Origin of the sequence: Legionella steigerwaltii, from assembly GCF_001468065.1 — a bacterium.
GTDB lineage: Bacteria > Pseudomonadota > Gammaproteobacteria > Legionellales > Legionellaceae > Legionella > Legionella steigerwaltii.
In genome coordinates, this window is sequence record NZ_LNYZ01000008.1 from 197,161 (window position 1) to 210,358 (window position 13,198).

The following is a 13,198-nucleotide window of genomic DNA, read 5'->3' on the forward strand; positions in this document are numbered from 1 at the left end:
CTATGAAAAATGGGCATTTAGACCATCTTTTTCATCAAAAAAAGCTCAATTCGTCAATAAAAATAGCTAAAAAATAGTCATAATGTCAAATTTTTGACAAAGTAACCCCTTGAATTTTTTAAACCATTTTAAAATTCAGTTCAATTATGCCAATTTTTTGTCATATTGTTTAAGTTCTTTCTCTACTTTTTTCCAATCAATCTCTTCAATTCGCTCCACTTTGTCGCATATTTTATTTAAAAATGCTGCCTGTAATTCCCCATGCGCTTGTGCTTCAGCATATGGGGTATTGGTAAACATCACCAAAACGTGTTTTGAAACATAATCTTCTGGATATCGATGCATTAACTCATGTTCCAGTTGTTTCTTTAAGTTAAATTGTTTGTCTCTAATGTCGATTTGAATTTCATGAAAATTATCCATGGACATTTGTGCCACAGCATCAGTATTCACTTTTCTGGATTGATAAAATGCTGGCATTACTTGTGTCCAGTCGTCATGATATTTATCCAGAAGATCATTTAAAATACGACAGTCTTCGAAAGCACTGTTCATTCCCTGGCCGAAAAAGGGTACTACCCCATGAGCGGCATCTCCTATTAATAAGCATTGATCCTGGTAATACCAAGGATCGCATTTTATAGTACTCATATTACCGGTAGGATGTTTCGTAAATTCTTCAAGCAAGTTGGGCATTTGCGCATACGCATCCGGGAATGATTTTTTAAAAAAGGTAGTGATTTTTAATTCATTTTCCAGTTCGGCAAAACTGTTTTTCCCTTCAGATGGCAAGAATAAGGAACCTGTAATTGACTGGTTAAGATTGGGATTGCCTAGCAATAAAAAGGCATCTCTTGGCCAGAGATGTAAATGTTCATGAGCGAGGTGATTTTGAGCAGGCTCCCCAATGGAAAGCTCTTTGTATCCGTAGGGTAGAAACGTGCGTGATGCATGAACCAAATGCTTTGCTTGTAATTGTTCACGAACACAGGAGCCAGCGCCATCTGCACCGATTAAAAGCTCGTAGTTTTTCCTCAAAAAGGTGCTATTTTGTAGTTCAAAAGTGGCCCTTTTCTTGTCCACATCCAAATCAATGAGCTTCGTGTTGAAATTAAGCTTAACCTCAGGAAATTTTTCTAATTCATTAAGCAATAACATATTGAGTTCATTGCGTTGAATGGCATTAATGTATTCATCATGATGCCGTCCAAACGATTGAAATTTAATTTGTCCCTGAAGTTCATGAATCGCACGGGCACGCATGGGGACCATGAGTTTTTTCACCAGGGGCATGATGTCTACACCTTCCATACCGGTAATACCACGACAGGACAAAGCCAGATTGATGGAGCGTCCATCATCTGCATGCATGAATCTTAAATCCGGTCTTGCATCAAATAATTCAAGTTTATAACCTCTTTTTGCCAAATAGAGTGCGAGTAAGGACCCTGCCAAACCCGAACCAATAATGGTTGCCTCTTTCATCCAATTCTCCTTAGAACGATCGCAGCCTTAGGTGAGAGTAGGGTTTTCGCTACTACCCGCAGGGCGGATGAGGGAACACCCTCACCCCTGCCCCTCTCCTACAAGTGGGCGAGGGGATATTTTCTTAATGGCAGTGAACCCATACCAAATCACATTAGGCAACAATACTGCGATTGCTTATTTCATTTAGTCAATCAAATCAACATAAAAACTCTCTAAATCAGCACAACATAATTTTTACCAGCAAAAATCATACCGAGTTGAGAGAATAATTAAAGAAAATAGTAGGCGGGTCAGTGGCAAAGAGGGTAGAGAGGTAAAGACTAAATATGCTGAATAATAAAGTCTTTTAATTCTTCCGGTTTTTGAGGTGTTGCAAAATAATATCCTTGAGCATAATCACAACCATGTTGCATAATAAATTCACGTTGTAAATCCGTTTCTACTCCTTCAGCGAGTACCTCCAAATTTAAGCTATGGCCCAAGTTGATGATTGCTCGGGTAATGGCTGCATCATTTTCCCGATTGACTAATTCACTAATAAATGAGCGATCAATTTTTAGTTTATCAACAGGAAATTGCTTGAGATACGATAAACTGGAATAGCCAGTACCAAAATCATCAATGACTAATTTTGCCCCCATGTCTTTCAATTCATACATGGTTTCGACAGCATGTTTTACATTATCAACAAGCAAGCTTTCAGTGAGTTCCAATTCCAGAAATTTAGCCGGCAGACCTGTTTCAAGAAGGATTTTTTCAATGACCTCAGATAAATGAGCTTGGCGGAATTGTCGACCAGAAATATTTACAGCAACCGTTAACTGGTCATAGCCTTGAGCATGCCAACGTACCAGTTGGCTGCATGCTTCTCGCAAAACCCACAGACCAATATCAAGAATTAAGCCATTTTCTTCTGCCATGCCTATAAAATCATTGGGTGGGACATTGCCTAAAATATGGCTATGCCAACGCAATAAGGCCTCGAAGCCAATAATTTTATTCGTAGCCAAATTAATAAAGGGTTGGTACACCAGATGAAATTCATTTCTCTTGAGTGAATCACGTAAGGCATTATCCAGTTGCATGCGATTAATGATGCGCATGTTCATTTCTTTATCGTAGGTGCGGAACGTATTGCGACCGCTGTCTTTGGCATGATACATCGATAAATCAGCACTTTTCATTAAAGATTCATAATCATCACCATCTTTAGGGTAATAGCTGATGCCTATACTACCGGTAATTTTTAAATTGTGCTGATCAATTTGAATGGGTTTAGCGATTGAAGTGAGGATTTCTTCTGCCTTTTGTTGTGCTTGCATTTCAGTTGCAACATCTTGTAATAAAATGACAAATTCATCACCACCTAAACGGCAAACGGTATCAAAATCATCGGTAGCAATAAGTAAACGGTTGGATACTGCTTGTAACAGTCGATCCCCAATGCTATGCCCCAAGGTATCATTGGTCATTTTGAAATGATCCAGATCAAGGAATAAAAAACCTAACATAGAACCCTTTTTCTTGGCTTGTAAAATTGCTTGATCCACACGGTCAATTAATAAAACTCGGTTAGGTAATTCAGTGAGCGAATCATGAGTTGCTTGTTGAATTAATTGTTGTTCCATCTCACGACGTTGGGTAATGTCATTAAGGATACAGACGTAATGTTTGACGTTATCAAATGAATCTCTAACTGGAGCGACACTCACTTCAGCCCAAAAAACTTCACCATTGCGTTTATAACTTTCTAATTCAACTGTTTCTTCACGCAATTCTTTAATTGCCAGATTAATTCGCTTTTGATTCACATGTTCCATTTTACTGCCATGCAAAAAGGAAAGATTTTGTCCTAATATTTGCCGCTCACTGAATCCAGTGATGCGCTCGAATGCTTTATTAACATAAATAATTGGCAAATTGGGTTTGGAGATATCAAGAATTACAACGCCATGGGTACTTGCTTCAATGGCACGCTCTCGAATGCGAAGTTCATCTTCTTCCATTAGTTTCTGGGTTATATCCCTAAAACTGTATACTCTTCCAACAATCTCGGAACCTATTCGTTGTGGCTGGGTAAAGCGCTCGAAAATTCGTCCATCTTTAAAATGCAAAACAGGTAATTCTCCTTGCCATTCTGGATTTTCGTAAAGATATTTCACATCAGCAATGACTGCTTCTGGATTACTTAGCTGTTGTAAAATGTATTCAAAACCGATACTTTCGGTACCAGATTCCAACATATGAGAGGGGATACGCCACATTTCAACGAACTTTTGATTCCAATCCACCACTTGTCCCTTGCCATTAACCATCATAATGCCATCAGCAGTTGATTCAAGAGTAGCGCGCAATAGGGATAAGGATTTTTCCAATTCTATATTTTTTTCAAGAATATTATGGGTCTTAACATTAATATTTTCTGATAAAGGCGCCTTAATAGAACGTTGAAATTCAGGTTGTGTGTGATACCATTTTTCAAGAAGGGTTGATAGATTAGGTGTTGGTGTAATAATTCCCAATTCTTCGCATACATTAGTAAGCGAAGGTTCTCGGCCTTGCTTTTTAACTTTTTCAGCAGCATTAGCCACTTTTTGGTAGTCTATTTGACGTCTGGTCATGTTCCCTCACTCATTCCCCTCAACTACTTGCAAATGTGTAAATCTGTTGCTCTGAGCTAGTTTACCTTAAAGTATATACTGTTAATGCATTTTTTGCTTAAACCAAAATCAGAGGGCATAATTTGTTCTCTCTTTTACTGTTTTTTTTGGAATAAGTAATCACTTTTTGTTAAAAACATGATTAAAAAATAGGAAAAACTGGGATGCTTGGACATGAGGATTTCCCGCTTTTGCGGGAAATGCCATTTAATTTATTTTATTTTTTTCCCGGAGCAGCTGGCGCTGGGACGGATACGGGTTGCATGCCTTGTTTACTCGCTAATTGTTGAACTTGAGAGTTTACCGTTTGTATTTGTGTTTGGAGCTGGCTTTGCATTGTTTTTATCTGATTTTGCAGTTGCGTATTGACCGATTGTATTTGTTGTTGTAAATCAGTTTGTACTTTTTTAATTTGAGCCTGAAGTTGTGTATTCATTTGTTGGGTTTGCTGTTGCTGATCTGTTTGTAATTGTTTGAGCTGATTTTGGATTTGTGTATTAAATTGTGATACATCATCAGCAAAAGCAATATTAGCTAAAAAGATCATACAAAAAAGTGATTTTGCTAAAGTTTTCATTACCATTCCCTTAATTGAAAAATATTAGAAATGATACTTTAACCTAATAATCTATAAATTGACTAGGACCTATTTACATTTCTACTATCTTGGCGAAATGTAAATAGTTCTTCTGAATTCATTGCTATTTTTCACGTCTAAAACCCAAATAGCAGAGGATGATTCCAATGATCAGATCAAAGCCAGCAGCGCTGTAGGCAATACTTCTATTTTGCACAAAAAGAAGGCTTGCTTTATCAATATAATGTGGATAAAAAATGATACTCGCCCCTTTTAGTAAGATGAGCCAGGCAATAATGGTGATTAAAAGTCGCCAATTCCATTGCCAAACATTATGACTGACAACCATAAGTAACCCAAGAATAAAGGTCCAAAAACCCAGAACAAGCATTAATGGAGCATTCTTTAGCAATTCTTGGACATAGATTGTAAATTGATGCATATTGGTAAATATGGCTAAGCTGGCTACGATTAGATAGATCCCCAGGACCTTACTTAAAAACTTTGATGTGTCCATTTGAACACTCCTTTTATACCTTATAACTCAAGTGTAGTTCCGGATGAGAAGAAGCGCTACGATCTGATTTTCTGCTTTAGGTAGCATATTTACTTGCCGTTTCTAGTTTACCTAGGTCCCTTCCTTAAACACCTTGACCCGACAATATTACTGCCCTGAGTTCTAGTTATCAGGCCCCGACCTATAGAGCGTCTCTAGGAGTGCGGAATATAATTAATTACCTATATACACAAACAATTGAGTAAATTACTATCCACATTCAATAATAAATAAACGGAGTTGCCAATGACTAAGCATAAGCGTATTGACGAAAATCGTCTAACTGCAAATAGAAAATACAAACTAGCCCTTACTCTACTTGATAGTACTCAAGAAATGGATGATCCAGCAACGATACAAGCTATAAAGTTCTTAAAAGAATCGATTGAACTGCTCGAGAATATTGCATTCGATTTTGGCGAAGAGGATATGATTGCGTCTGATTATCTTCTTTTTGCCGGAGCAAATTGTGGTTTAGCACGTGCCTACGCAAAAATGAGCACTGGTATAAACCCCGGTGATATTAGTTTTCGTTTAGAGATGACTACTAAATACATCAACTCGGTTGCTTCTAAATCTGCTGAAGAAAGTACACTTAGAAAAGAAAATTCCCCTCATGTAAGTCTTTCTTTATTAAATACAACCCCACCACCATCCGATAATGACGGGGCTAGAAATGAGCCCACATTAAATATCTAACATAAAGCAGCAGATGTAGGTCGGTCCAAGGCCCGACCCCGTCCAGTTGCTTTTTCCGGGAATAACTTAACTGAGCTAATACCCCAATACTTCATGTCTTTGTTCTTCCTCCGCTACTTTCATCACATTTCGTGAGTTTGGAGGAGGGAATAGACTTTGGCTTTGCGCATAAGTGCGCGCTGAAAAATATTCCTCAGTCAGGTTTTTTGCCTTCTCTATAAGTAATTGGAATTTTTCTGTCAGTATTTGTATGAACTCACTGAAGTTATAATGGCTTAACTCAATAGACATCAGTCGATTATCTAACGCTTTGGATAAAGGCTGTCTGCCGTGAAACGTAGTCGGGTTCTGGGTACCAATAAGACAAAAACCTGACTTATTAGGTGGATTGCCCTCAAGGTCATAACCCGAGAGTAATGCATTAAGCAATTGTTCATGAACTTGAGTATTAAACTCTTCTATAAAAACGACTTGTCCCTTATGAAACGCATCTAAGAGTTTCTCTTGCATTTCTTTAGGATTTGTTGGGGCAATGGTGATGTATTCAATCCCTTTTGCTTTCAGCAATGCATAGACTAACTGGCTTTTACCTAGTCCCGGTTCTGCTTCAAGAATGACTCCATTGATACCCAGCTCCTGATCCCAAAGGCCTTGTATTTTTTTTTCTCGAATAAGCAACAACATTTCAATACTTAACGCGACTTTTTTGCGTGAGTCAGTCCAGATGAATTTTTTATCAGTAGTTTTGGGCTGTAATGCTTCTAAGACTTCTTTGAGTGACTTCTTCTCTTGTTTCCAGCTGTTTGCCTGCTTAATGTCCTTGCGAATATGCTGGCTCAGTTTTTTATCGAGATTTAATGTTTTGATTTCACTTAAAATGGCATAACGCATCAGGAAATCATTGGGCAGCAATTTGGTTTGTGACAGTTCTTTTAAGATAAAAAAGCGCAGACACATCATTTGCGCATTACGGGAGGTAATATTAAGCCCAGCATCTTGTGCTTTGGTATAGTATGTTTGAATGAGATTGAATAAACTCTTTGCATCATCATAGTGCTCAAGTAGAGGACTTAAAATTTTATCCAAGCGTTGCCCTTCAAAAGGCAAATAATTAGGGAAGCGTCTAAATAAATCAGGCTCGAAACGTCCCTCATAATGAGTAGGATTCCCTGCAAAAATAATTTTATGATTTTTAAGCGGATAACATGTTCCTTCATACCAAAACTCTTTATCGCTACGTGCCAGCGCTTCGAACAAAGCATAATGTTCCTGACTTATATTGGCTTCATCAAGAAATAATATAGGTTGGCTCTCGCCCTCATGCTTAAGCCAATTTTTCACTCCAGCCAATCCATGATAGATAGTGATGGGCTTTAGATGTTCTTTTCCATACTTAGGTAGGATTTTCTGGACAAAATAGCTCTTCCCGGCCCCAGTTTTACTGGTAAGAAACACAAATGAATGATCATCCAGATAGTTCATCACCATTTCAGGAGTAGTTGGCTCTGCATTTTCAGGAAGGATTCCTCCTCGCCACCCCAGGCGCTGGACTAAATGATCCATCCATTTTGCATGCTGAATCGGATCTTTGGGCAAATCAATAAAATGGCTATGGCATGGTGTCAGTTGAAGTTGTTGATAGATTTTCTTTAATTGTTCTGCCAAATCAGGGGTTAAACGTGCAAAATCATCCTCAGGTTTATAGACATGAATTGTCTTATGGATGGCTTTAAAAGGAGCGGCATTGTCACTGATTAATAGGATGTTTTGAGCTGAAACGGGTTCACCATTGACCCAAAGAGTGGGTGGATCAACAAAGAGGGTCTGTAATTGTTGGGCAAAAGTTGTCGAAAATTGTCCTTTGAGAAGTACAGGTTTACCCTTTTTAATGGCGTTTAATAATTCAGTATCTTCACCTTTAAATTGTTTGCCTTTTAACGACACATGGAAGAACAAACTATTAAAATTGGTTTTAGGATCCACATTGATGGTGATTGCGTCTGCTGGTTTATAATGTTCCTCAGCATCATCTAAGTCATTGGAAATAATGAGTCGATTATTTTCTCCTAATGGTTCTATGGGAATAACCAATTTTTTCAACGGTTCAGGAATGAATACTTTAGGCGTTGCTTTAAGCGTTAGTGCGCACTGTGCTTTTTTGGCCTCTTTTAAGAGACTGTACCATTGAATTTCAGTTAAATTATCGGTAATGAGTAATTCAAGAGAGGGGTCTGCAGCAAAAAATCCAGGAAGCAGTTTCAGTGTATGATGTTTGGTGATTTTGTACTGACTAGAAAATAATGGCAATGTGGTTTGGTTGACAATTCGTTTTTGTCCAGGAGTTTCTTTAGGCGTAATAACCTCAGGGTAAGTACTCAAATCAGGCTGAGCAAATTCAAAGTGAAAATCCTTATGTAACTCATGCCATTCGCCATTAAAGAAAAAACGCTTCCTTGCCATTAATTCTTTGATTAAGAAACGGAATTTAGGATCTTCAAATGGAGCATTGTGCAAAACTAACTTGGTGGTTTTATTTTTGGATGCTTTCATGAGAGCACCCGGTAAAATATCTAAAGTACCCTCATCAAAAGTATGCCGCCCTAAAAAAATGGATTCCCAATTTAAAGGCGAAGGAAAAAGAACATCATCGTCATTTACCGGTTGATTCGGTTTAATTTCTGGCAATACTGTGGGAGGGATTTGAGGCACTTGGCTGATTGCATCAAAACGCGAATAAAAATCATCACCCATTTTGAATGCAGAGCGTTCGTCCATTCCCACAACGACATGCACATTGGGTGGGATAGTCAGATCTCCGAGCTTACGGTCTTCATTATCAATAACACTATTTAAGCTGACATGACGTGCTTTGGGATCAGACCAGTTAATGAACCACGTATAGGATTCATTCGGATTTAAAGTCGCATTTTTTAAAAATTGGCTTACCGGGCTATCCACCTTTTGGTCTTTGTTGTGCTCTACTCGTGTGTTACGGAGGACCAACGAATCTAAGTCACGTGAGAAAAAAGTGTTTTTGCACTGCAAGGATGCTTGATGCAAGGCTTCTATACCTTGATTGTCTTTAAAAATAAGCCATTGCCTTGGGTGTGAATCATTAGAAGTTAGTTTCTGTGCAAGCTCATCCGCGGTTTTGGCTTGAATAGGGAAGCTATTCCAGGTTTGAAATCGATTACCTGCCTTTAGGGGGGGAATGGTTTTCTTTGTTTTTTCTATGGGTTCTTGTGTTGCTCTTGCTTCTTGTCTTTTGTTAAGTGGCGGCATGGGCAGATTCACAACATTCGCCGCCCCTCCACCTAAATTCAGAATAAAATTCGCGTTCATGCATTTTACACGAACGAATTGATGAATGTCGTTATCCACTAGGCTTGCTTCGATCTTCAATGCATCTGCCAGAGCTGAAAAGAGTTGGGCTCTGTGTCGACAAACCCCCGATCGTTTTTGAATTAAGGCATTCAAAACGTCAATGACATTACCTTCTATATCTGATTCCGCTGCTTCGTTTTCAAAACGACAATATTCGGCTAACGCTTGAATACGTTGCATTACATCGAGTTGTAACAACTGTTGATATTCAGCGCAGTCAACTAATTTTCCTGTTGCATCAAAAGATAATTTGGATATCCATTTGAGATGTTCTTTGGGGGCATTTCGGCTAAGGGTGAAATCAATATTTTTTCTTAGGTCAAAGATGTAATTCACAAGACAAGAATTGACCCCTGTCTTAAACTTGATGAAGTAATAACCTGAAGTTTTATCTCTTTTGATTTCAAAATTCGGGGGTTCTGCTGCATAGTTAATGAGTTTATCGTGGGTACTTAACGCAGGTAATTGAAGCCATTTGCCGACCTGGGGATTTTCAAAAATAAATTGACCATATACCGATTTTTTGGATGTATCTGGATGGTCAAATTGTTCATCTAATTGTTGTGTCGTCCGTTTTAGGGATTCAGAAACGGGCTCCAAATTTTTTTCTAAAGGGATATACGGTTTAAAGCATTTACCGGAGGTAGACCAAAAAAATGAATTAAGGTGATAATCAGAAACTGGAGGATTTGCACCCTTTTTTGCTCTGAAAATTGTTCGTGCCGGTAAGGTTGGAATATGATCCGTTTTACCTATGTTCCCATCAAGTGAAAAAGAGCCATCACTGGGTCCAGCGTATTCTTGAGTTCCTTTTGCATCTTCCTCTAAAAACTTGATTTCAATTTGTGGATAACTGTATTGAAGCCATTGTGATCCAAGTACATCCACTCTATTTCTTGGATTAGGACAAGATATTGATTTTAAATTAGGTGCTACCTTAATTAATTGATTGAATTCTTCAAAGGTTAACGCGTCCGAAGTAAGGGTAATGTGTGTTAACGAAGGAAGCGAGCCCGGATCCAAACTATTAAGCAGATCAAGAAGATTGGCGGGATAATTAATTTTAATCTTATGTAAATTGGGTGCAGCTGCGAAAAGGTTTAATAATTGTTTGGGCTGTAGGTTATTTTGGGGAGCAATAACTTCTTTTAAATTAGGTAGTGAATTGGGTGCTAAATTGATAAAGTCAGAATCAATAATGCAAGACGAAATTTCAAGATGGGTTAAATTAGGAGCACCGATTAGGAGGCTATGGAATTGTTCTGCAGTCATTTTCCCTTGTTCGAGAACCACTTTTTTTAGGGATTTGAGCGGATTATCTAATTGAAATAAAGGTGCTTCGTATTCTGTCCAATCGAAGTAGGAAATGGTCAGTGATTCGAGATTAGGCGCAGAATTAACGAGCGTATGTATGTCATCAAAAATAAAACTGGAATTGACGTACAGTTCTTTTAAATGGATAAGTGGGGCATCAATTATAATGGGCCAATCCCAAGGCCCATAAAGTTTAGAGAGCGTCAGATCAGTTAAATTGGGTGTCGCATTAATTAACTCGTTTATGTGAGAGACCGCTATGCTTGTGTTTATAAGAGAAATTGATTTTAAATTGGTTAATTTTTGAGGATTAAGGTTGAGCGGGGTATTATGTTTAATAGATCCCTTTAGGAGGTAAAGAGACATCAAATGAGGCGAATTATTCAATAAGGTTGAAAAAAGTTTTTCTGAAAAATGAGTTTTTTGCGCGATAAAAAATCTTAATGCAGTTGTTAAAAGGGATTCATCATCCTGCTCTTCCTCCTCGTCCAGTGTTCTTAACTCACAATTCTCCAAAGAAAGTGAGAGCAAACTTTCTCTTCGATTGAGGAAAGAGAATAATGATAACCTGCTGTTTGTCAACGAAATATGAGTTGGTTTTTTGAGCAGGTCAGGGTGATTTTGCAATAAATATGAAAAATAAAGTTTATCGAGTTCCTTAGCAGTTTGTGTCGCTTGTGTCGATTGCAAAAATGAAGGAATTGGTTTTCCTGGGGTTGGGTCGGAAATTTTTTGCTCAAAATAGAGGTATTTTTTCAGCCAGTTTCTATCCAGATTGGGGTGAGTATCAAAAGACCATTCGAGCGCACTGTTTAAATCACTGATGTGCATTTCGGAATAACTTAGATCGCTGTCAAATTCAGGAAAATCCAGGGTGAGAAAATTGATAAAATGAAAAAACGCATTGGGAGATTTTAAAATTTTTTCACAAAGATCATCAAATCCAGGGATATCCAAAAAAGCAACGCGATCGCCAATGAGATTTAATTTTTTTAACTGCTCGGTTTCTTGTGTGAGATCCAACGCACAATATTGCTCATGGATGCGAGCAACCTGTTCCTCATTCTCTATTTTTTTTAAACCTTCCTGAGTAGGAAAGTACACGGAAAAATGATCATCAATTAATTTTTTTATAATCCGTTGTTTCAGGTAAAGATTGCTTGTAGATTCATTTATATCGCATTTGATAATAATTGCTTTTTTTTCGAGCTGCGAGGAACCTATAGTGATGGTATCCCAGCATTCTGGATTCTCTGCGAGCGCTTTATCAAGGTTCAGAGTCCCACCATTTGGCTCAACAGAAGATTCAATAGTGGGTAATTGATTCTTTTCATACAATAAGTCTAGGACTTCGAGGATTTCAGTCTGGGTTTTCATTTAATTCCTGAATGTTATTTTATGTATGGTTCGTATTTCTAATTGCTAAAATGCGTAATTATATATCTTTTGGTGATTTTGTGAGCATTTTATTGTAAAAATGATGAGGGAAGTAATTACTTATATTATCTAGCGCGCATGGCCAAATATTTATCTATCATTTGGCGTGAAAGACTAATGGGTTTGGGTAGTTGTGGCAGTTTTTTTATTGAAAACCATTGGGCATCTTCGAGCTCGGTCGCATCGATTTGAATCTCGCCACCATCATATTCAGCAATAAATCCTAACATCAAATTACTTTGAAATGGCCAGGGCTGGGAGGAACAATAATGCAAGTTTTTGATTGTCAGTCCGACTTCTTCTTTAACTTCACGGATAACCGTTTGCTCAAGTGTTTCTCCAGGTTCCACAAAGCCTGCTAAGATACTGTAAATTCCAGGCATAAAGTGAGGAGAACGTGCAAGTAAGATTTCATTATTTCGCCAAATGAGTGCCAACATAACGGGGGCAATTTGTGGAAAAATTAATGAGTTACAGTTGGAGCATACTTTGGCTCGCTCTTTATTACTGTACTGGGTTTTATGGCCACAATATCCACAAAATTGAGTGCTACTGTCCCAGTGCAATAGTTGTTTCGCTTTGGTAACCAGTAAAAACAAATCCTCATCGTTTATCAGTTCATGAGCCTGGCGAATATGCTGAAAAGCCATATATTCTGGTAATCCTTGAGGTTGTTTACTAATCTGCACTGCAAAACATGGGGTATTACCATATATCCCTAAATAAATTTGACGTTCAATCGATAGATTGAGTGCATTGATACCAAAAAACTGAGGTATGGTATGGTTCTGCAAAAGAAGGTCTTCGCCATGAAAGATGAACCAGAACGCGGGTTCAACAAATGAAGCAGGAGGATGTATTTGAGGAATAAATGGTTTTGACATCATGAGAAAATCCAATTGGTACACTATTAAGTGTACATAATGGTTTTGTACGTGGTCAAATTTTATGATTTTTCCCCTCACCCTGGCCCTCTCCCGAAACGGGAGAGGGGACATAATGGTACAAACCGGGTAGACTGGTAACACTTTAAACCGGGATGATAGGTAACACTTTCTTAGGAGAAAAAGGTGTTACCGATGA

Annotated in this window: 7 protein-coding genes; 1 reads left to right on the forward strand and 6 read right to left on the reverse strand. The window is 38.1% G+C overall.

Features of this window, described 5'->3' with window-relative positions; genetic code table 11:
* Nucleotides 1-144: 144 nt before the first annotated feature.
* The 4 genes from Lstg_RS06165 to Lstg_RS06180 all read right to left on the reverse strand — a co-directional run bounded on the left by Lstg_RS06165 (nucleotide 145) and on the right by Lstg_RS06180 (nucleotide 5,242).
* Nucleotides 145-1,485, reverse strand: a complete 1,341-nt coding sequence (locus Lstg_RS06165) for an FAD-dependent oxidoreductase (RefSeq protein WP_058476784.1) — start codon at nucleotides 1,483-1,485, stop codon at nucleotides 145-147.
* A 323-nt stretch (nucleotides 1,486-1,808) separates the two neighbouring features.
* Nucleotides 1,809-4,109, reverse strand: coding sequence for a bifunctional diguanylate cyclase/phosphodiesterase (locus Lstg_RS06170; RefSeq protein ID WP_058476785.1), 2,301 nt, complete (start codon nucleotides 4,107-4,109; stop codon nucleotides 1,809-1,811).
* Nucleotides 4,110-4,365: 256 nt separating this feature from the next.
* Nucleotides 4,366-4,725: a hypothetical protein gene (locus tag Lstg_RS06175; protein ID WP_058476786.1), complete on the reverse strand. Its 360-nt coding sequence runs from the start codon at nucleotides 4,723-4,725 to the stop codon at nucleotides 4,366-4,368.
* Nucleotides 4,726-4,849: 124 nt separating this feature from the next.
* A complete protein-coding gene (locus Lstg_RS06180; protein ID WP_058476787.1) occupies nucleotides 4,850-5,242 on the reverse strand; it encodes a hypothetical protein in 393 nt (130 codons plus the stop codon).
* 285 nt (nucleotides 5,243-5,527) lie between these two features.
* Here Lstg_RS06180 and Lstg_RS06185 point away from each other — a divergent pair, with 285 nt between their 5' ends.
* Nucleotides 5,528-5,980: a hypothetical protein gene (locus tag Lstg_RS06185; protein WP_058476788.1), complete on the forward strand. Its 453-nt coding sequence runs from the start codon at nucleotides 5,528-5,530 to the stop codon at nucleotides 5,978-5,980.
* Between the two features lie 75 nt (nucleotides 5,981-6,055).
* Here Lstg_RS06185 and Lstg_RS06190 read toward each other — a convergent pair whose 3' ends face one another.
* Together Lstg_RS06190 and nudC are read right to left on the reverse strand one after the other, a co-directional pair.
* On the reverse strand, nucleotides 6,056-12,055 hold the full coding sequence (locus Lstg_RS06190; RefSeq protein WP_058476789.1) for a MoxR family ATPase: 6,000 nt from the start codon (nucleotides 12,053-12,055) through the stop codon (nucleotides 6,056-6,058).
* A 125-nt stretch (nucleotides 12,056-12,180) separates the two neighbouring features.
* Nucleotides 12,181-13,002: an NAD(+) diphosphatase gene (gene nudC, locus Lstg_RS06195; RefSeq protein WP_238585382.1), complete on the reverse strand. Its 822-nt coding sequence runs from the start codon at nucleotides 13,000-13,002 to the stop codon at nucleotides 12,181-12,183.
* Nucleotides 13,003-13,198 lie beyond the last annotated feature (196 nt).

Excerpts from the sequence above, each read along its gene's own strand:
- Lstg_RS06190 (WP_058476789.1), bottom strand. The coding sequence starts at position 12,055 with ATGAAAACCCAGACTGAAATCCTCGAAGTCCTAGACTTATTGTATGAA.
- Lstg_RS06175 (WP_058476786.1), bottom strand. The coding sequence starts at position 4,725 with ATGAAAACTTTAGCAAAATCACTTTTTTGTATGATCTTTTTAGCTAAT.
- Lstg_RS06170 (WP_058476785.1), bottom strand. The coding sequence starts at position 4,109 with ATGACCAGACGTCAAATAGACTACCAAAAAGTGGCTAATGCTGCTGAA.
- nudC (WP_238585382.1), bottom strand. The coding sequence starts at position 13,002 with ATGATGTCAAAACCATTTATTCCTCAAATACATCCTCCTGCTTCATTT.
- Lstg_RS06165 (WP_058476784.1), bottom strand. The coding sequence starts at position 1,485 with ATGAAAGAGGCAACCATTATTGGTTCGGGTTTGGCAGGGTCCTTACTC.
- Lstg_RS06180 (WP_058476787.1), bottom strand. The coding sequence starts at position 5,242 with ATGGACACATCAAAGTTTTTAAGTAAGGTCCTGGGGATCTATCTAATC.
- Lstg_RS06185 (WP_058476788.1), top strand. The coding sequence starts at position 5,528 with ATGACTAAGCATAAGCGTATTGACGAAAATCGTCTAACTGCAAATAGA.